This window comes from Tropicimonas marinistellae, from assembly GCF_001509585.1.
In the GTDB taxonomy this organism is placed as follows: Bacteria; Pseudomonadota; Alphaproteobacteria; order Rhodobacterales; family Rhodobacteraceae; genus Tropicimonas; species Tropicimonas marinistellae.
The window spans coordinates 237998-258549 of record NZ_LNCI01000005.1; the positions used below are offsets into that span (position 1 = coordinate 237998).

Consider the following 20552-nt stretch of genomic DNA (forward strand, 5'->3'; position numbering starts at 1 on the left):
GCATGACACCCGGACTGACGATCGGCCCGATCCACTACTTCTGGGCGGCGGAGAAGAAGCGCGATTTCTATGCCCGGATTGCCGACGAGGCGCCGGTCGACACGGTCTACCTGGGCGAGGTGATCTGCTCCAAGCGTCAGCCGTTTTTTGACCAGCATCTGCCCGAGGTGGCGGAGCGGCTGTCGCGTGCAGGCAAGCGGGTCGTATTCAGCGGGTTGGCCGAAGTCATGCTGAAGCGCGAACGCAAGGCCTGCGCCGAGCTGGCCGGACAAAACGAGTTGGAGATCGAGGTCAACAACGCAGCGGCGCTGTTCCATCTGCCACCTGGGCGCAGGCACCGCATTGGCCCGTTCATGATGGTCTACAACGGCGAAACCCTGGCCCATCTGGCGGAGCGCGGCGCAACCCATGTCACGGTTCCAGTGGAGATGCCCGCAACATCCGTGGCCGGCATGGCGCAGCGCGCGGCTGCACTCGGGGTTGGGCTGGAGGTGCAGGTCTTCGGCCGCGCTGGTCTCGCGACCTCGGCCCGCTGCTATCATGCGCGAGCCTATGGGCGCACGAAGGATAATTGCCAATTCGTTTGCGAAGAGCACTCCGATGGACTCCCGCTCGACACCCGCGATGGCGAGGCCTTCCTACGGGTAAACGGCATCCAGACCCTGTCGCATTCCTATGTGAACCTCTTTGCCGAAGTTCCCGCAATGGCGGAAATCGGTGTGACGGATCTGCGGCTGTTGCCGCAGGACACCGACATGGTCGCCGTCGCCAGCGTGTTCGACGACATACGGAATGCTCGCATTGACACGACGGAGGCCGAGGCGCGTTTCGACGAGATCCCGATAGAGGCGCCATTCTCGAACGGCTTCTGGTACGGGGAAGCCGGGCACCGCCGGATCGAAGCCAACGCACGCCCGCTGGCCTGAGACGGAACAGCCGACCGCGACCGCTCCCGCCCGTCGTGGGCGCATCCCAGATGCGCCTCCTTCCTTCGGGCCCGCCCGCGCGTGTTCCAAGCGCCTGCGAACGGTCAAGCCGGTGGTGTCTTCGTCACGTTATCCTAGCCGGTAATTCGGGCTTTCCCTCGTGATCTGGACATCGTGGACGTGGCTCTCCTTCAGGCCCGCGCCGGTAATCCGCACGAAATCGCACTTGCCCCGCATTTCATCCACCGTGGCCTTTCCGGTGTAGCCCATGGCCGCCCGAAGCCCCCCCACCAGTTGATGGATGACCGCACCCGCGGAGCCCTTGTAGGGTACCTGCCCCTCGATTCCTTCCGGCACCAGCTTGTCCGAAGCGGCGTCTTTCTGGAAATAGCGGTCGGCGGATCCGCGCGCCATGGCGCCGAGGCTGCCCATGCCGCGGTAGGATTTGAACGACCGTCCCTGGTAGAGGATAACCTCGCCCGGGCTCTCGTCCGTTCCCGCCAGCATTGAGCCAACCATCGCGCAGCTTGCGCCGGCGGCGATCGCCTTGGCGAAATCTCCGGAGAACTTGATGCCGCCGTCTGCGATCACCGGCACGTCGCGCTCGGAGGCCGCGGCAGCGCAATCGGCAATTGCCGTAAGCTGCGGCACACCCACGCCGGCGACCATGCGCGTTGTGCAAATCGAGCCCGGTCCGATCCCCACCTTGATGGCGTCGGCGCCGGCGTCGATCAGGGTCCGCGTGGCTGCGGCCGTGGCGACATTGCCGGCCACGATCTGCACCTCGTTGGAAAGAGCCTTGGCGCGCTCCACGGCGCGTGCAACTCCTTCAGAGTGCCCATGCGCCGTGTCGATTACGATCATGTCCACACCGGATTCCACGAGCGCCTGGCTGCGTTCGAAACCGGCGTCTCCCACGGTGGAGGCCGCGGCGACTCTCAGACGTCCGAGTGCGTCTTTGCAGGCTTGCGGGTTCAATACAGCCTGCTCGATGTCCTTCAATGTCAGTAGCCCGGTGAGCTTTCCTGCCTTGTCGGTCACGAGCAGTTTCTCGATCCGGCGTTCCCGCATCATGGCCCGTGCCTCGCCCAGATCCGCGGGCTCGGTGAGAATCGCGAGATCCGACGCGGTCATCATCGCCCGCACCGGGGTATCGTCGTTTTCGGCAAAGCGCATGTCCCGGTTGGTCACGATGCCGACGACAAGACCCCTGTCGTCCACCACCGGAAAGCCGGTGATGTTGTAGCGTTCCTGCAAGTCCTTTGCGTCCGCCAGCGTCTGCTCGGGCGTCAGGGTTACGGGATTGTAGACCACGCCGCTCTCGAACCGCTTCACACGCCGCACCTGCCGCGCCTGCTCGTCGATGCTCAGGTTACGGTGCAACACCCCCATGCCACCCGCCTGCGCCATGGCAATCGCCATCTTGGCTTCTGTCACCGTATCCATCGCCGAGCTTAGCAGTGGGATGTTCAAGCGGATCGAGCGGGTCACACGCGTGGATGTATCCGCCTGCGCCGGAAGTACGCGGCTCTCGGCGGGAACAAGCAGAACGTCATCGAAGGTCAGGGCCTCACGAATCTCCATCGCACTCTCCTGGTGGGGGTCGTTTGGCGTACCCCCTATACACGGATTCATCGGATGGGGAACCCCAGATAAGGGACAATCAGGCGCGACGATGGCAGATTTTGTGCCCGGCATGTCAGGCATGTCCCACGTAGATACCTCGGGTCGCCGCTACCTGCCGTCGCCGCCGCGCCGCTGGTCGTAAAGGCGTTGGTACACCGACGGTCTCGCGTGCCTCTGCGAAATCAAACCCTGTGCAGTCCGGCCAGAAATCGATGACCGCTATTTGTGCGCCCTGCCCAAAGTCCCGCCTCGCCACGGCGACGGCGGTATGACATAGGGTCGTCATTGACGTTGAATATTGCCGTAGAGGGCACCCAATGACGGATATCACCGACCACGGTCAAACCACGATCAACGCACTGGCCCAATCCCATGGCCTGTCGACGCAGGCGGTGGAGCAGATGGCGCGTGCTGTCGCCCAGGGAGGCGGCACCATGGCGCAGTTCAATATCCCCGAGTTGGGCGGCTCCGGCCAATGGATGGCTGGTGGCATGACCATGGTTGGAGATATGTTCAACAACGGTCTCAAGTACCAGGTCGAGACGCTGTGTAACGACCTCACAAACGCGATGTCCGTCGCGCCGTTTTTTGCCGTTCCGCAAACCATTGCCGGCAGCGCCTGGTGGCCGGCGGATCTGGGTCAACCGGCGTCGGTTGGCGGGCAGAACCAGGTGCGCTATGCCTATTTTCCGCAGGCGCGCCGCATCGCCTTCGACCCCGGCACGGGCGCACCCATCGTGTTGCTGGACACGCTGGATCATCAGATCGGCGGCTGGGGACAACAACAATCCGGTCCGGGAGATCCCTACGCTGGCATCAGCTTCTCCAGCCAGTATGGCCAGTTCGCACTCTCGTCTCTGCCGAAGGCTGGCGATACGCCCACTGCCGGTCCGGATGTTGGCACGCCTGTCGCGCAGCCTTCTGCTCCGCAACCGACGCAATACGTCGAACCAGCCGTTGAGGCGCCCTCCGGCGCGCCGAACACCGCAGGCGATGATCCGTTCGCACTGCTTGAAAAGCTCGGAAGCCTCAGGGACGCGGGGGTCCTGACAGACGAGGAATTCAATCAGAAGAAAGCCGAGATCTTGGCCCGCATCTGATCGGACAGACCGGGCCAACCGGCCTCATTTAACGGTAGAGCAGCGAGATCCCGTCGAGGAACACGTGCACCTTCTCGGGCGCCGCGGCGAGGTTCAGCGTCTGACCTTTCAACCCACGGTGGATGCCCGGAAGCTTGGCGATGACAGGCTCCATCCCCTCGGAGTCGGGCACGAAGAAGAGGAGCGTGACCTCGCCGAGGTTCTCCTGCACGTCGACCTTGCCGGAGTAGGACTCCACGGTCTCATCGGTCAGTTGCAGATCCTCTGGCCGGATACCGACATTGACCCGTGCGCCCATGTCGCCGGCTTTCGACGGATATGCGGATTGCACGATACCGTGCCCACCGTCGAGGCGTACCTTGGTGTGTTCGCCGGTCTCGACGATCTCCCCGGGGAAAAGGTTCATCGCCGGAGAGCCGATGAACTGGGCAACGAACTCGTTCTGTGGCTTTTCGTACAGCTCCAGCGGCGTGCCGACCTGGCTGATGCCCTTGTTCGCCAGGACCACGATGCGCGAGGCGAGCGTCATCGCTTCCACCTGGTCGTGGGTGACGTAGATCATCGTGCGGTCCGGCATGCTTTCCTTGAGCTGGGCAATCTCCAGCCGCGTGGCAACCCGCAGGGCCGCGTCGAGGTTGGAAAGGGGTTCGTCGAACAGGAACACCTTGGGATCGCGCACAATGCAGCGTCCGATCGCCACCCGTTGCCGTTGACCGCCCGAGAGCGCCTTGGGCAAGCGGTCGAGATAGGGGGTGAGTTGGAGGATGTCGGCGGCCTTGTTCACGGCCGTATCGATCTCCGCTTTGCTCATCTTGGCCAGCTTCAGGGCGAAGGCCATGTTGTCACGTACGGTCATGTGCGGATAGAGCGCGTAGGACTGGAACACCATCGCGATGCCACGTTGCGCTGGTGGGACGTCGTTCACGACCTGCCCATCGATCTGTAGCTCGCCGCCGGTAATTTTCTCCAGTCCGGCAATCATGCGCAGCAGCGTGGACTTGCCGCAACCCGAGGGTCCGACGAAGACGATCAACTCGCCTGCGTCGATGTCGAGGTTGATGTCCTTGAGCACGGAAACGTCGCCGTAGCTCTTCGCGACGTTGGTGAGTTTCAATCCGGCCATGTCCTGCGTCTCCCCTGCTCAAACGGTCCGTTCGACGGCAAAGGCCGCCTGGTAAGGCGGCAAGGTGATGCCGCCCGCATCGAATGTCGAGACGAAGGGTGCACCTTCGTCCTGGGCCCAATTCCCCGTCGGCAGAGCGACCTGCCGCTCGCCATCGGTGAGATTGAACGCGCAGAATACCCGCGTATTGCCATGGGTCCGAACGAACGACAGGAATGCCTCGTCGGCCTCGACCGTCTCGAAACTCCCCTTGGCCAATGCTTCGTGAGTCCGTCGGAAGCCGATCATTCGGCGGTAGAAGGCAAGCATGCTATCGCCGTCCACCTCCTGAAGGTTCACCGCATGGTTGAGGTGTTCGACCGAGACAGGCAGCCAGGGCTTGCCCTCCGTGAAGCCACCATTGAGATTGTCACGGTTCCACGGCATCGGCGTCCGACACCCGTCGCGACCACGGAACTTGGGCCAGAACCGCTTGCCGTACGGGTCCTGAAGTTCCTCGAATGCAACATAGACTTCTTCCAGTCCGAGTTCCTCGCCCTGATACAGGCAAACCGACCCGCGCATACACAGCAGCAGCGCTGCCAGCACCCGGTTCTGCTCCGACGTCAGCCCCCAGCGGGACACATAGCGTGGCACGTCGTGATTTGAGAACGCCCAGCATGCCCAACTGTCCGGTGCGATCTCATTGAACTTTTCAAGTGTCTCGGACACGAATGTTCCGGACGGAAAGGTGTTGGAAAGAAACGCAAAATCGTAGCACATGTGCAGCCGATCGGTACCGGCGGTATACTCCGCTTGCACTTCCATGCCACGTTGGCTTTCGCCCACTTCTCCGACCGAGGTAATGGCGTCGTACTGATCCATCAACGTGCGCAGCCGGGCGAGGAATGCCAGGTTCTCGGGCTGGGTCTTGTCGTAGAGATGATCCTGGAAGTTGTACGGGTTTACGGCCGGCGCGGTCTTGTCATTGATATCTTCGGGCGCCAGCGGAGGATTGTCCCGCAACGCCTTGTCGTGGACATAGAAATTCACCGTATCCAAGCGGAACCCATCGACCCCGCGATCGAGCCAGAAGCGCGCCACGTCGAGCAAGGCATCCTGAACGGCGGGTTCATGGAAATTGAGATCGGGCTGGTCGATCAGGAAGTTGTGCAAGTAGTACTGCATCCGCTCCCCATCCCATTCCCAGGCAGAGCCGCCAAAGATGGAAAGCCAGTTATTGGGCGGGGTCCCGTCGGGCTTGGGGTCGGCCCATACATACCAGTTGGCGCGCGCGTTTTCCCGGCTCTGACGGCTCTCCTGGAACCAGGGATGCTGCGAGGAGGTATGCGAAAGCACAAGGTCGATCAGTACCTTCAGTCCAAGTTCGTGCGCACGCTCGATCAGTGCATCGAAATCGCCAAGCGACCCGAACATCGGATCCACATCGCAGTAGTCCGAGACATCGTAGCCAAAATCCAACATCGGAGACCGGAAGAAGGGCGATATCCAGATCCCGTCCACGCCGAGCGACGCGATATGGGGCAGCCTGTGGATGATCCCGGCAAGGTCGCCGATCCCGTCGCCGTTCGTGTCCTGGTAGGAGCGCGGATAGATCTGGTAGATCACCGCGCCGCGCCACCAGTCGGGGTCGGTCGTCATGGCCCTCGGCGCTGCGGCGGCGTCGGGATGGGTGTCAACGAAGCTCATGTCGGCCTCTTGTATTCAGGCTACTTGACCGAACCGGCCAGCAGGCCGCGGACGAGATAGCGTTGCATGGCAAAGAACACGGCAATGGGGACGGCCATGGAGATGAAGGCCGCCGTCGCCAGGATTTCCCAGTTGCCGCCACGGGTGCCCAACAGTTCGACGATCTGCTTGGTCATAACGGTCGTTTCTCCCGTCGCGTCCACAAGGAACACCATGGCAACCAGCAGGTCGTTCCAGGTCCAGAGGAACTGGAAGATGGCAAAGGACGCGAGCGCCGGGAACGACAGTGGCAGGATGATCTTCACGAAGATCTGGAAGTCGGTCGCGCCGTCCACCTTTGCGTTCTCGATGATGTCGCGCGGAAGGCCGACCATGTAATTCCTGAGCAGATAGATCGCCAGCGGCAATCCGAAGCCCGTATGCGCGAACCACACGCCGAGGTACCCCTTTCCGATACCTATGGCATTGTGGAATTTCAGCAGCGGAATCAATGCAAGCTGCAAGGGCACCACGAGCAGCGCCACCACGGCCGCGATCAAAAGCGCGCGGCCCGGGAAATCCATCCAAGCCAGTGCATAGGCCGCGAAGGCGGCGATCAGGATTGGGATGATCGTGGAGGGAATCGTGACTGTGAGCGTGGAGAAAAACGCTTTCGACATGCCCTCCCGGTTGGACGGGTTAAAGAGCATGTTTTGGTAGTTTTCGGTGGTGAATTGCGGCGGCGTTGTCGCCGTCGCGAACACCCGTTGTCCGCGTGAGCCGGTAAATTCCTCCTCGCTCTCGAAGCGATATGTGCCGTCCGCTTGCACGGTTATGCGACCGTCCTTGATTTCGGCGGTTTCGCCCGGCTGATAGGCATCAATTGCACGCGACGACGTGCCCCACTGCGAGATATCGCCGGCGTCGAGGCCTTCGAAGAGGTCCCCCTCGAGAACGTAGAGCCCATCCTGCTGGACCTGTTCGGAGGGTGGTGCCGTCCGTACGACGAGGTTCTGCTCGGTTGCGAACATCGAGCGCCACCAGCCGGAGGACGCGATCTGGTCCGCCGTGCGGAACGAGGAGACGAAGAGCCCGACCGTTGGGAAGAGCCAAAGGATGACGAGGAACGCAACGGAGAGATGCACCGCCCAGGTCAGACCGGATTTCGTACCAGCGATATTGTCCATCTGCCTGCCCCCTACTTCATTTCCTTGCGCGCATTGCGCACGTTCCAGACCAGGATTGGCGTCACCAGCAGCATGATGATCATGGCAGAGGCCGAGCCCACGCCCCAATCGTTGGCGCGGAACAACTTGTCATACATGTAGTTGGCCAGAACCTGTGTGCCCCATTGACCGTTGGTCATGGCGTAGACGATGTCGAAGACCTTGAGCACGACGAGTGTGATCGTCGTCCAGACGACCACGATGGTCGGCATGATCTGGGGCACCTTGATCTTGAAGAAGATCGCAAATGGCCCCGCTCCGTCCACGATGGCAGCTTCGACCGTCTCTTCGGGGATGCCGCGCAGCGCAGCCGAGAGGATGACCATGGCAAAGCCAGTCTGGATCCAGATCAGTACCGCCATGAGGAAGAAGTTGTTCCAGAACGGCAGCGTCAGCCAGAGCTGTGGTTCGCCTCCGACACCGACCCAGAGCGCGTTCAGGATACCGATCTGGTCCTGATCCGCCGGACGGAAGTCATAGACCAGTTTCCAAATGACCGATGCACCCACAAAGGAAATCGCCATCGGCATGAAGATGAGCATCTTGGCGATGTTTCCCCAGGAAATGCGATCGGTCAGCTGCGCAACGATCAGGCCGAAGACGGTGGACATGGCCGGCACAACGATCAACCAGAACATGTTGTTCCGCATGGCTTCCCAGAACTTCGCCTCACCGAACATCTGAGTGTAGTTGTCGAAACCGACCCATTCATATCCGCCCGCAACCCGTTGCATCATCGACAGGCGCAGCGTTTCGAAGACCGGATAGGTCAGATAAAGGCCGAGCGCGACGATGGCCGGTAGCAGGAACAGCCAGGGCCGGATCATGTTTGCATGGGAGATGTTGTGCCCGGCAGACACCGCACCGGTGCCGTACATGAAATCCTTCAGGCGCCACAAACCGAAGATCAGCGCGGCGACGATCAAGAGCCAAAAAACGGCGGCAAGGCCGAAATCGTTCCTGGTGAAGTAAAGAAGGTACAGAGCCAGGATTACCAAGGCCGGAAGCGCGAAAACGAAAATCGTGCCACTTCGGCGCCGAACCGCCGCTTCCTCGGCAGAATACGCACGGGCGGGCAGCAAGAACCTGTCCAGAACGAAATTCGAGAAGAAAAAGTACCCGACGCAGCCGCCGACACCAATGATGATGGTCACAAGGCCCTGTAGTGCTGGATGCATCTTTCTCCCCTCTTCACAACGCGTTAACGGCAGTCGTTGATGCGGGCGGCCCTACGTGAGCCGCCCGCTTTGGTTCGGAAGACGTTATTTCAGCGAGTCCCAGGACTGCTGGATCTCATCGGCCACCGCCTGCGCATCCTTGCCGCCAGAATAGTCAACCATGCCGGTCCAGAAGGTGCCAGCGCCCACGCCGCCGGGCATCAGGTCCGAGCCGTCGAAACGGAAGACGTCAGCATTCAGGAGAATCTGGTTCATCTTCTTCAAAGTTGCATCGCCGAACACTTCCTGGTTCGCCGTTTTCAACGGTGTGAGGAAGCCGGTCTGCGCCATCCACACTTCATGAGCGATTTCCGATTGCAGGAACTTGATGAGTTCATGCGCGCCCGTGCTGTCCTTGGTGATACCGAAGAGCGTGCCGGCTCCAAGCACCGGATTGCCGAGATCCTTCTCCGCATAGGACGGGAAGTAGAAGAAATCAGCGTCCTCGGGGATCATCGTGCCTTCCGGGAAGAAGGACGGGATGAACGAGGCCATGCGGTGCATGTAGCACTGCGGTGGCGCGGAGAAGAGACCCTTCGGACTGTCACGGAAATCCGTTGCAGCGACAGCATCGGACCCGCCGGCAACGAAGTCGTTGTTCCGAGCGAACCAGCCGAATTCCTCGATCGCGGCGACGACCTTCTCGTCGTTGAACGGCAATTCGTTGGTCGTCCACTGGTCGTAGACCTCCGGCGTCTGGGTGCGGAGCATCATGTCCTCGACCCAGTCGGTGGCCGGCCAACCAGTTGCCCCTCCGGAACCAAGGCCAATGCACCAGGGCGTTTCGCCATCGGCGACGATCTGCTCGGTCAGAGCCTTGAGATCTTCCATCGTCTCGGGAATTTCGTAGCCGGCATCCTCGAAATTCTCTGGCACGTACCACACCAGCGATTTCACATCCGCCTTGTAGGGGAAGGCATAGAAATGCGATTCCCCATCGGCGCCGGGATAGGATCCGAGGTCCACCCAGGATTGCCCGGCCGCGTAGTTCTCGGCCATCCAGGCTGCCGCTTCGTCGCCAAGCGGTGTCAGGTGGCCGTTTTTGGCAAGGTCGGCGGCAAGGCCGGGTTGTGGGAAGATCGCGATGTTCGGCGGCGAACCGCCTTCCACATCCACCACGATCTGCTGTTCGAAGCTGTCAGAGCCGGAGTAGCGAACATCCGCGCCGGTGGCTTCACGGAAGTAGTCTAGAACGCTTTCGACAAGTTCCTGGTCCGGCCCCAGCCATGGCCCGAACACGGTGATCTGTTCGCCGGAAAGGTCGACGGACTTCAGAGCCTCGTAGCTGTCCCAATTGAAGTCGCCTTCGCCCGGCGCGAATTTGAGGTCTGCCGCACCTGCTGCTCCGGAAAGCAGTGCAACACTGGCCACGCTGGCCAAAAGTGGAAATCTCATGAATAGCCTCCCGAATTTGCCGCTCGGGACTTCAGCCCTTGCGGCGAAGTTTGCCCGCGCTAGGCGACTCTCACCCAAAGCGCTTTGGACACGACTCACCTAGCCGTTTGCCCCCATCGAGTCAATGCAGACAGCTTACGCTGATGTTTTCACATTCCGAGTGAAAATCGTCCGTGTATGGCACATTTTTTAGAACCAAAGCCCTTTGACTGGCTCGCGTTTGAGTCGTAACGTCGATTTCGAAACGTGGAAAACATCCCCATGAACCTCAAAGACCTCGCTGCGAGCCTTGGATTGAGCCAAACCACCGTCAGCCGCGCACTGAACGGATACCCTGAGGTCTCGGAGGCGACCCGTAAACGCGTGCGGGAGGCTGCGCGTGTTCACGGGTACCGACCCGACAGCCGTGCGCGCTCCCTCGCGACTGGCAAGGCGATGTGCATCGGGCTTGTGTTGCCGATCTCGGCCAAGCAGGAAATCGTGAACCCTGTCTTCGCGGACTTCGTCGCAGGCGCTGGCGAAACGCTGTCAGCACGCGGTTACGATATCATGCTGTCGCTGGTGAACGAGGAAGACCAGTCTTCGGTCTACCGCTCGATGCTGAAGAAAGGGCGCGTCGACGGGTTGATCATGCAAGCGCCACTCACCGGTGACGAGCGGATCGCACTGCTGCAAGACGTTGGTTTGCCGTTTGTCGTGCATGGGCGGGTGTCCGATCACGATGACACCTATTCATGGATGGACATCGACAACCGACACGCCTTCCACCGTGCGACCGATCACTTGTTGGATCTCGGGCACCGGAGAATCGCGCTGCTAAACGGAATCGAGGCCATGGATTTCGCGCACCGACGTCGCGATGGGTTTCTCGATGCCATCGCGTCGCGCGGTTTCAGGGCGGACGAAAACCTCATGGCGAGCGCGGCGATGACGGAGATCTACGGATACGAGGCGGCAGGCCGAATGCTCGACTTGCCCGAACCGCCAACGGCGTTTCTGGCGTCTTCCCTGCTGGTCGGAATGGGCGCTCATCGTGCAATCGAAGCGCGTGGCCAGCGTATGGGTCATGATATCTCTGTGGTGATCCATGACGACGGCTTGTCCTACCTACCCAACGGGTCCGACAACGTGCCGATCTTCACGGCCACGCACTCACCCGTTCGCGACGCCGGTCACATTTGCGCCGACATGCTGTTGCGCCTGATCCAAAACCCCAAGATCGGCCCGATTCAAACAAAACTCGAGGCTTCCCTGAGACTCGGCCCGTCGAGCGGGCCTGCCCCCAATCAGTAAGGATTCGCAGATGTATAAGCGCAGCGACTTTCCCGACGGTTTCACCTTCGGAGCCTCAACGGCCGCGTATCAGATTGAAGGGCATTCATTCGGCGGTGCCGGGCGTACCCATTGGGACGACTTCGCAGAAACGCCCGGAAACGTCATTCGCGCGGAGAATGGCGCGGTCGCATGCGACCATTACCATCACTGGCAGGAGGATCTGGACCTGATCCGCGATGCCGGTTTCGACGCCTACCGTTTCTCCGCGTCCTGGGCGCGGGTGCTTCCGGAAGGACGCGGCACGGTGAACCCCGAGGGGCTCGATTTCTATGATCGCCTCGTGGACGGAATGCTGGAACGTGGGATCAAGCCCATGGCCACGCTCTATCATTGGGAACTCCCATCGGCGCTTGCGGACCTTGGTGGCTGGCGAAACCCCGATATCGCCAAATGGTTCGCGGACTACTGCGAGATTCTGATGGACCGTATCGGCGAGCGGATCTGGAAAACGGCAACAATCAACGAACTATGGTGCGTGAGCTTTCTCAGCCACTTCCTGGGGCACCACGCGCCGGGGGTGCGCGACATCCGCGCTGCTGCGCGGGCGATGCATCATGTAATGTTGGCGCATGGAACAGCGACCCAGGCGTTGCGCGCCAAAGGCGTGAACCAGATCGGCGCAGTCTGCAACTTCACCTATTCCCAACCGGCCAGCAGAAGCCCCGAGGATATCGAGGCCGCAGCAACCTTCGACGATTACTACAACAACTTCTTCATGTCGGGATTCTTCAAGAAGGAATACCCCGAACGCATCGTCTCCGCGCTGGCCGACCACTTTCCGTCTGGTTGGCAGGACGACTTCGATGTGATCGGGACACCGGTCGACTGGCTTGGTGTCAACTACTACACGCGCGAGATCATCAAGGCGACGGACGGACCGTGGCCGGGGCATACGAGCATAGAAGGCCCACTGCCCAAGACCCAGATGGGGTGGGAGATTTATCCCGAGGGCCTCCTGCACTTCTTGCGCCGTTGCCATGTCGACTACACCGGCGATCTGCCGCTCTATGTGACCGAGAATGGTATGGCCAACCCTGACATCGTCGTCGACGGCACGGTCGACGATGTTGTCCGCATCGACTATCTCGCGCGCCATTTCGACGCGGCCAAACAAGCGATTGCGGAAGGCGTGCCGCTCAACGGCTATTTTGTCTGGTCGCTGATGGACAATTTCGAATGGGCCTTCGGATATGAGAAGCGGTTCGGTCTCGTCCATGTCGACTTCGAGACGTTGCAACGCACGCCGAAGGCGTCCTACATGGCCCTGAAGGCCGCACTAGCAAGCTGAGGTAGAACGATGTCCGCCCCGTCTCTGCTCGCCGACATCGGCGGTACGAATACCCGCGTAGCGCTCTCTCGCAATGGCGAGGTGGTGCAAGGCTCGGTGAGACACTTCCCCAACAAGGAGTACGACGCACTGGAGCCGGTGTTGCGAAAGTACCTCCAGGAGACAGGCACCCAGACACCGGCGGCCGCATGTCTGGCCATGGCCGGGCCGGTGCGCGAGGGGGTCGGACGGCTCACCAATCTAGACTGGTCATTGGACACAGCGACGCTGGCCCATGCAACTGGCGCCGGCACGGTAACCCTGCTCAACGATCTACAAGCCCAGGGCCACGCACTTGGGCATCTTCCGTCGGATGCCCTGTTCCCAGTCATCGCTGGCCCGCCGCCGCGGTTGGAAGCGGCCCAACTGGTGATCGGTATCGGCACCGGGTTCAACGCCGCCCCGGTTTTCAATACCAACGCCGGGCGGTTCGTACCGCCATCCGAAAGTGGACATGTCAGCCTCCCCCTGCGCACTGAAGAGGACATGCAGCTTGCGCGTTTCCTCGAGGAGGCGCATGGGTTTGCCGCTGTCGAAGATGCCCTTTCCGGGCGTGGGCTCGTCGCATTGCACCAATTTGTCTGCTCGCAGAATGATGTGCCCGAGAAAGCCGACCTGAAAGGCAGGCAGATCATGGCAGCGGTCGCAGAGGGCGATGCCGAGGCCCGCGGTGCGGCGGCCCTTTTCTCGCGCTTCCTCGGGGTCGTCGCGGGTGATTTGGCACTGACACAACTCCCCTTTGGCGGCATCTTCCTGATCGGGGGAATGGCCCGCGCAATGGCGCCTTACCTCGCAGATCTCGGTTTTGTGGGTGGCTTGCAAGACAAAGGCCGTTTCTCCGACTTCATGAAGCAATTCTCCGTCACGGTGATTTCCGACGACGATGCTGCCTTGATCGGGATGGCACGCCACCTTCAGGCACTGCTGGACTACCGGAAATAAAGTTCCCTTTCGCGGCAACCCGATCTTAACGGCTTGCCCCCTAGACATGTCGTCGCAAGACATCATGGGGCAAGTTGTGACCGTTCCAACCAGAATTATCCGGTGCCGCGGATGACCGCGCGCCTCTCTCTCCCCGCCCGCCTGGATCTGCCCGCTGCAGCGCCTTTGGCGCAGGAACTGCTTTCGCTTCGCGGGTCCCCTGTGACCCTGTGCGGCGACGAGGTAAGCCTTCTGGGGACGCCCTGCCTGCAGGTTTTGGTTTCGGCCCGACGCAGTTGGGACGCGGACGGGTTCTCCCTCACACTTACCGATCCGTCGCCGGCACTTACCGAACAACTGGCCGTTCTTGGCTTCACGCCAGCGGACCTCGAATCGACTCCAACGGAGCACTGACACGATGAGTCTGAGTATTCTTGCGGTCGATGACAGCCGAACAATCCGCGACATGCTTTCGCTCGCGCTGACCCAGGCAGGATTCTCGCCGAACCTGGCCGAAGATGGCGTTCACGGCCTCGAAGTTCTGAGCGGAATGCACCCTGATGCAATTATCACCGACATTAATATGCCGCGGATGGACGGATTCGGATTCATCGAAGCTGTTCGCGGGCAGGCAGCGCACCGCGCCACACCGATTCTGGTTCTGACAACGGAAAGCGCACCCGAATTGAAGGCGCGCGCGCGTGCCGCTGGCGCGACGGGCTGGATCGTCAAACCGTTCGATCCCGAAAAGCTCGTGCGTGCCTTGCATATGGTTGCAGGACCGGGAGCCGCCCGATGACAACACCCGACCCCATGGCCGAAATCCGCGCCTCTTTCTTCATTGAGTGCGAAGAACTCCTGGAAGCGCTACAGGACGGGCTTACCCAACTCGATAGCGGCGAGGCGGACGACGAAACCATCAACGTCTGCTTCCGGGCCGTCCACTCGATGAAGGGCGGCGCGGGCGCTTTCGGGTTGGAAGACCTCGTTCGATTTGCGCATCGCTATGAAACCGTGATGGATGAAGTGCGCGCCGGTCGTCTCATCCCCGACCATCAGGCGGTCCTGCTTTTCATGCGATCTGCGGACGTTCTCTCGGACATCGTACGATATTCCCGCGACGGTCAACCGATAGACACCGGAGCCGTAGAGCCAACATTGCGCGAACTGGAAGGACTCGTTGGCGGCCCGCCCGAAGAACTGGAGGAGGAGGTCACCGACTTCCAGCCACTGACGCTCGATCTTTCTAGCGGCGACACTAGCTGCGACACGTCTTTCGTGGTCGCATTCCGACCGGAACCGGAACTGTTTCGCTCCGGCAATGAACCGCTTCACCTGCTTCGTGCCCTAGGTGAACTTGGCGATGTTTCGACCGAGCCGGACGTCTCGAAGATACCGCTTCTTGACGAATTGGATCCCGAAAGCGCCTGCCTGTCCTGGCAGATCACTCTGGACTCAAACCGGTCCGTTGCCGACATCGAAGAAGTTTTCGAGTTCGTGGAGGGGCTGTGCAACCTTGAGATAGAGGTTCAAACCGGTCCGTCGGATGCAGGTTCGGTCGGGCTTCCTAGCGTTCCAGGTTTGCCTGACCTCATCCCGGATCTCGATGGCGGCGACGCACCGGAGCAAACGCCTTTTCCGGAGATGGACACGCCGCGACCGAGGTTGACCTTGACCGATCCGGAAACGGGTCAAACAGCTAGTTGCGTCGCGACCGATCCATTGTCTCAGGCGCAACCGCCCCGCTCCTCCGACGCACCGGTCCAATCGGCGGCGGCACCGAAAAAAACGACCGTCCGCGTCGACCTCGAACGCATCGAACGGCTCGTCAATCTTGTCGGCGAACTCGTTATCAACCAAGCGATGCTGTCGCAAAGCGTGGCCCGTGCAGGCCTGCCGTCGACATCGGCCGTCGTACAGGGGTTGGAAGAGTTCATGCAACTCACGCGCGACATTCAGGACGGTGTCATGATGATCCGCGCACAACCCGTCAAATCGCTGTTTCAGCGAATGGCAAGGATTGTCCGGGAGTCATCTGCGGCTGTCGAGAAGTCCGTCAGGTTCGCGACAGATGGTGAAGCGACGGAGGTCGACAAGACCGTCATCGAGCGGCTCGCGGACCCTCTGACCCATATGATCCGGAATGCTGTGGATCATGGCGTCGAGGACTCGGAGCGACGACTTGCCGCCGGCAAGCCAGCCGAAGGATGCATAACGCTCTCGGCCGCGCATCGTTCTGGCCGGGTCGTTATCGAGGTGACAGATGACGGCGGCGGTATCGACAGAGACAGGGTAAAAGCCATTGCAATCGAACGCGGGCTCATCGACCCCGACGTTGCCCTCTCGGATTCCGAAATCGACGACCTGCTCTTCCTCCCGGGGTTTTCGACGGCGGGACAGGTATCAAACCTGTCCGGGCGGGGCGTCGGCATGGACGTCGTGCGCAAGGCCATTGCCGATCTCGGTGGGCGCGTAAGCATCAGTTCGACGCCGGGCGAGGGAACGTGTTTCTCAATTTCACTGCCACTCACACTCGCAGTGCTTGACGGGATGGTGGTGAACGCCGCGGGAGAAGCGCTCGTAATGCCAATCAGCGCGATCGCAGAAACGATGGCTTATCGGGAAGAAGACGTGCGACCGCTGGGGCCCGAAACACAGGTACTTCATATCCGCGACAGCTTCGTTCCCCTTCTCGACCTTGGTGTGGAACTCGGCTTTCGCCCACCGAAACCAAGCTACGAGGGAAGTGTCGTCCTCCTCATCGCGAGCGAAAACGAGACCCGGGGAGCATTGATTGTCGACACAATTCACGAACAACGCCAGGTCGTCATCAAGGGTTTGCAGGAAAGCTATGGCCACGTTCCAGGTATCGCCGCCGCGACAATTCTTGGAGACGGCCAAGTCGCGCTCATCCTTGATCCCGTCGACATGATGGCGAATGCAGTCGGCCGGACACGCCCGGCCGTTTCAGAACTCCAGGCAGCAGGATAATCGACCCATGACCGAACGAGGCGCTCAAATCGCCGACGCCACCGAACGAGAATTGCTCTCTTTCCGCGTGGGCGGCCAGGAATACTGCGTGGACATCATGTCTGTCAGGGAGATTCGGGGGTGGACTCGACCGACACCGGTGCCACGCTCCGAGCTTTGGATCCGCGGTGTGATCAATCTTCGCGGAACCGTCCTGCCGATTGTCGATCTGGCTGGGCGCCTCGGCATTGCTGTGGAAGACGCCAGCGAGCGAAATGTCATCATCGTCGTACATGTCCGTCGCCAGACAGTGGGCCTTTTGGTGGATGCGGTATCTGACATTCTGGCCATCCCGGAAAGTGAGATGCGTCCGCAACCCGATGTCACGTCGAATACCAACGAGACCTTCATCAAGGCGCTGACCATCATTGACGACCGCATGCTGCGCGTTCTGGATCTCGAAGCGGTGTTGCCGGACTCCACTCGAGACGCAGCATGACCCCAGCGTTGACCATCACAAACGGCGAATTGGCTGGCAAGGACCGCAGGCATTTCGACGTGATCTCGACAATCGCACGAAGCGAGGCCGGACTTGTCATCCCGCCGGAAAAGGCTCCAATGGTCTTCGCCCGACTGGCCAAGCGGCTACGTAGCCTCGGTCTGTCCGATGCCGGGGCCTATTGCGAATTCATCACCGGGCCAGATGGAGATCGCGAGCGCCGACATTTGATCTCGGCATTGACGACCAATGTCACAAGCTTCTTTCGGGAGATGCATCATTTTGAGTACCTCAAGGCGCAGGTACTTCCCGAACTGCAGCGACGGGCCCGCCGCGGCGAACGCATTCGAATCTGGTCGGCCGGCTGTTCGAACGGATCGGAACCCTATTCGATCGCGATGACCGTGTTGGACGCATTTCCGGATGCCGCCGAGCACGACGTTCGGATTCTCGCCACCGACATCGATTCTCAGATCCTTGAAACGGCCCGCAAGGGTCATTTCGAGGAAGACCGGTTTGAACCAATCCCGACCGCCTATAGGATGAGATTCCTGAAATCCTGCGCTGACGCCGACGGGACCGCAAAACGACTACAAATCACAGATGAGCTCAGGCGCATCGTTCGCTTCCGGGAACTCAACCTGCTCGGCGACTGGCCAATGCGGCACCCGTTTGACGTGATTTTTTGCCGCAATGTCGTGATCTATTTCGATCAAGAAACCCAGGAACGGCTTTGGCCACGGTTCGAAGCGGCCTGCAAACCTAGCGCGCACTTGTTTCTAGGGCACTCCGAGCGGCTTCCACCTGCGTTTCATGGCACGCTTCGACCAGTCGCCACAACGACCTACCGCCGGCACATCCCGTCAAATTGTGCAACGCCAGCCTAGAAGGACCGACCCGAATGGCGCTACGAGATATGCTTCACGTCATGGTGGTTGACGATATGTCGACGAGCCGTGGTCTGATCCTGCAAGCCCTGGATTCTTTCGGCATTCGCAATGTCCGGCATTCCACGGATGGACCTTCGGCGCTTCAGGCGCTGACAGCGCAGCCGGCACACCTGGTGATCTCTGACTACAATATGCCGGGAATGGATGGTCTGCATTTGTTGCACGCACTGCGCCAAAGCCCGAATCTGAAGAAGGTCGGTTTCATCCTGATCACGGGGAAGGCCGAGCGTTCGATCATCGAGGCTGGAAAGAAGCTCGGGATGAACAACTTCATTCGAAAACCCTTCGAACCGAAGGACATGTTGACGTGCATCGAAGCAGTGGTGGGTCGCCTATGACCCCCCCTTTCGGATCGCCAATCCGCCGCTCCTCCGTCCAAGAGCGTTTGCCTGTCGAGGTCGTCGCGCGTGGTCTTGCCTCGGAGTTGCAGGCTCTAGCGGTGGACCTGGATCAATTCCAGCATGACTTGTCGGGTTTTCTCTGCGATGCTCATGTCTCGTCAGACCTCATGCTTAGAATTCAATCCCTTGACGCCGCAACGCAGGCGATTGATGCCCTCTCTCATGTTGCACAAGCGCTTGAACGTGGATGGGCCGGGCCCGAACCGGGTGTCGCAGCGGAAGAATTGAGTGAATTGGTCAAACTCGGTGACCTTCGCGAAAGGCTACTCGGAAAAACTGCCCGCACGAACACGCGAGGGGACGCGGCACCGACCGGAAACGTTAGCTTGTTTTGAACGGTGTTGGCGACGTTAAAGGTGGTACGCGCGACGTCCTGCACACGCAATCTCCCTGCCAACCAATCGGAGCAAAAAACTCAGTGGAAACCATCGGTCCGCTGACTAAGCGACCGTGGATACAAGCGGTGGCACCGGGCATGGTGTCGGCTGAAACTCTCCGCGCGGCGGCGTTTGCCCATCACCGCCGCGGCAAAACCTCCCGTGCGGCAGCGCTCTACACCAAGTACCTGATGCTCTAGCGTCCTGCCCGTGTTCGCACACCGACCTCTCATTGGATTGGGTGTAATCGCCAGGTTCGGCAAACGAACGCGCACCACCTATCGTCACGCGCGAAACGCATGAGGCAGCAGCAAGTGGCTTCCGGACGGGCTCAAGCCAACCGGGATTTCTTCATTCCATTTGGTAGCCCGGCGTCGAGGCCGCAATCTCCGCCTCGGCGTCGCTCATGCCGGTCGGTAGGTTCTCGAACAATGGTGTCGAAAGATACCGTTCCCCGGTGTCAGGCAACATGGCAAGTATGGTCGTGCCAGGATCCGACGCCTTGGCAACCTCCATTGCTATCGCAAATGTGGAGCCCCCGGAGACCCCCGTGAGAATGCCTTCCTTCGCAGCAAGTTGACGCGCCCAGTCCATTCCGTCGGCGCCCGCAACCGGACGGAGTTCGTCATAGTACCCACCGTCGATTGCTTCCTGCAGGACCAACGGAATGAAGTTCGGCGTCCACCCCTGAATTGGATGCGCCTCGAATGCAGGATGCCCCACGGCCGGGCCGCCAGAAGCCGTACGTTCCTGCGGAATTCCGGACCCCACGAGTTGCGCATTTGCGGGCTCGCTCAACACGATCTTCAGGTCTGGCCGCGCTTCTCGCAGAACACGGCCAAGTCCGGCCACGGTCCCGCCGGTGCCATAGCCCGTCACCACCGTATCGAGCCGACGTCCGTCGAAATCCGCCAAGATCTCACGGGCTGTCGTGTTCGCGTGGATCTTCGCATTGGCCGCGGTCTCGAACTGACCAGCCCAAAACCACCCATGCGCTTCCGCCAGTTCCAGCGCTTTCATGTACATTCCCGTTCCGCCAAGTGCCTTGGGCGTCAGAACGACCTTGGCGCCAAGCATGCGCATCAACTGGCGACGCTCCACCGAAAAGCTCTCCGCCATGGTGACAACGAGCGGATAACCTTTCGCTGCGCAGACCATGGCCAATCCGATGCCTGTGTTACCTGACGTCGCCTCGATGATCGTCTGGCCGGGTTTCAGAGTGCCGTCACGCTCGGCCTCCTCGATGATGGACACAGCAAGACGATCCTTGACCGACGCGCCCGGATTGAAGGCTTCTGCTTTGACGAAAAGCTCCACACCGTCCGGCGCGAGGTGATTGATGCGGATCGTGGGCGTGTTGCCGATCGTGTCCAATACGCTGTCGTATGTTCGGCCAAGCCCTTCGGTCGTTCTCGCCTGAGCCGAGGTCTCACTACCCTTGTCCATGATTAGCTCCTTCCTGTTGCTCGTTGTCCGACCGTCACGTCCCTC

Annotated in this window: 19 protein-coding genes; 12 read left to right on the plus strand and 7 right to left on the minus strand. The window is 60.6% G+C overall.

The window, feature by feature from the left end:
* The first annotated feature begins 2 nt into the window (after positions 1-2).
* Positions 3-926 (plus strand): ubiquinone anaerobic biosynthesis protein UbiV, encoded by a 924-nt coding sequence (ubiV, locus tag ARC39_RS12275; protein ID WP_068114828.1) that lies wholly within the window; start codon positions 3-5, stop codon positions 924-926.
* 129 nt (positions 927-1055) lie between these two features.
* Here the strand turns inward: ubiV and guaB are convergent, their stop codons facing one another.
* A complete protein-coding gene (gene guaB, locus ARC39_RS12280) occupies positions 1056-2510 on the minus strand; it encodes an IMP dehydrogenase (protein WP_068114830.1) in 1455 nt (484 codons plus the stop codon).
* Between the two features lie 359 nt (positions 2511-2869).
* Between guaB and ARC39_RS12285 the strand changes: the two genes are divergently transcribed.
* Positions 2870-3652 (plus strand): SHOCT domain-containing protein, encoded by a 783-nt coding sequence (locus tag ARC39_RS12285; protein ID WP_068114832.1) that lies wholly within the window; start codon positions 2870-2872, stop codon positions 3650-3652.
* A gap of 28 nt (positions 3653-3680) precedes the next feature.
* Here ARC39_RS12285 and ARC39_RS12290 read toward each other — a convergent pair whose 3' ends face one another.
* The 5 genes from ARC39_RS12290 to ARC39_RS12310 form a co-directional block, all read right to left on the minus strand.
* Positions 3681-4775: an ABC transporter ATP-binding protein gene (locus ARC39_RS12290; protein WP_068114834.1), complete on the minus strand. Its 1095-nt coding sequence runs from the start codon at positions 4773-4775 to the stop codon at positions 3681-3683.
* An 18-nt stretch (positions 4776-4793) separates the two neighbouring features.
* Complete coding sequence (locus ARC39_RS12295; RefSeq protein WP_068114835.1) at positions 4794-6464, minus strand: alpha-glucosidase family protein; 1671 nt, start codon at positions 6462-6464, stop codon at positions 4794-4796.
* Positions 6465-6484: 20 nt separating this feature from the next.
* On the minus strand, positions 6485-7630 hold the full coding sequence (locus ARC39_RS12300; RefSeq protein WP_068114837.1) for a carbohydrate ABC transporter permease: 1146 nt from the start codon (positions 7628-7630) through the stop codon (positions 6485-6487).
* 11 nt (positions 7631-7641) lie between these two features.
* A complete protein-coding gene (locus tag ARC39_RS12305; protein ID WP_236545247.1) occupies positions 7642-8847 on the minus strand; it encodes a carbohydrate ABC transporter permease in 1206 nt (401 codons plus the stop codon).
* An 84-nt stretch (positions 8848-8931) separates the two neighbouring features.
* Positions 8932-10281, minus strand: coding sequence for an ABC transporter substrate-binding protein (locus ARC39_RS12310; RefSeq protein WP_068114838.1), 1350 nt, complete (start codon positions 10279-10281; stop codon positions 8932-8934).
* Between the two features lie 261 nt (positions 10282-10542).
* On the opposite strand from ARC39_RS12310, the gene ARC39_RS12315 reads away from it, so the two are divergent.
* From ARC39_RS12315 to ARC39_RS26580, 10 genes are all read left to right on the plus strand, one after another.
* Positions 10543-11574: a LacI family DNA-binding transcriptional regulator gene (locus ARC39_RS12315; RefSeq protein ID WP_068114840.1), complete on the plus strand. Its 1032-nt coding sequence runs from the start codon at positions 10543-10545 to the stop codon at positions 11572-11574.
* A 10-nt stretch (positions 11575-11584) separates the two neighbouring features.
* A complete protein-coding gene (locus ARC39_RS12320; protein ID WP_068114843.1) occupies positions 11585-12904 on the plus strand; it encodes a GH1 family beta-glucosidase in 1320 nt (439 codons plus the stop codon).
* Between the two features lie 9 nt (positions 12905-12913).
* A complete protein-coding gene (locus ARC39_RS12325; protein ID WP_068114845.1) occupies positions 12914-13885 on the plus strand; it encodes a glucokinase in 972 nt (323 codons plus the stop codon).
* Positions 13886-13996: 111 nt separating this feature from the next.
* The gene (locus tag ARC39_RS12330) at positions 13997-14278 is read left to right on the plus strand and encodes an STAS domain-containing protein (RefSeq protein WP_068115186.1); all 282 of its coding nucleotides are present in this window, start codon (positions 13997-13999) and stop codon (positions 14276-14278) included.
* 4 nt (positions 14279-14282) lie between these two features.
* Positions 14283-14663, plus strand: a complete 381-nt coding sequence (locus tag ARC39_RS12335) for a response regulator (protein ID WP_068114847.1) — start codon at positions 14283-14285, stop codon at positions 14661-14663.
* A complete protein-coding gene (locus tag ARC39_RS12340; RefSeq protein WP_078059228.1) occupies positions 14660-16855 on the plus strand; it encodes a chemotaxis protein CheA in 2196 nt (731 codons plus the stop codon). Before ARC39_RS12335 ends, ARC39_RS12340 begins: the two co-directional genes overlap by 4 nt.
* 7 nt (positions 16856-16862) lie before the next feature.
* Complete coding sequence (locus ARC39_RS12345) at positions 16863-17333, plus strand: chemotaxis protein CheW (RefSeq protein ID WP_068114849.1); 471 nt, start codon at positions 16863-16865, stop codon at positions 17331-17333.
* Entirely contained in the window at positions 17330-18220 is an 891-nt protein-coding gene (locus tag ARC39_RS12350) for a CheR family methyltransferase (protein ID WP_068114851.1), read from the plus strand. The genes ARC39_RS12345 and ARC39_RS12350 overlap by 4 nt, the downstream gene beginning before the upstream one ends.
* A gap of 14 nt (positions 18221-18234) precedes the next feature.
* The gene (locus ARC39_RS12355) at positions 18235-18621 is read left to right on the plus strand and encodes a response regulator (RefSeq protein WP_068114852.1); all 387 of its coding nucleotides are present in this window, start codon (positions 18235-18237) and stop codon (positions 18619-18621) included.
* Entirely contained in the window at positions 18618-19019 is a 402-nt protein-coding gene (locus ARC39_RS26580) for a DUF8776 family protein (RefSeq protein ID WP_068114854.1), read from the plus strand. Before ARC39_RS12355 ends, ARC39_RS26580 begins: the two co-directional genes overlap by 4 nt.
* Positions 19020-19412: 393 nt before the next feature.
* Here the strand turns inward: ARC39_RS26580 and ARC39_RS12365 are convergent, their stop codons facing one another.
* A complete protein-coding gene (locus tag ARC39_RS12365) occupies positions 19413-20507 on the minus strand; it encodes a PLP-dependent cysteine synthase family protein (protein WP_068114855.1) in 1095 nt (364 codons plus the stop codon).
* Between the last annotated feature and the right edge of the window lie 45 nt (positions 20508-20552).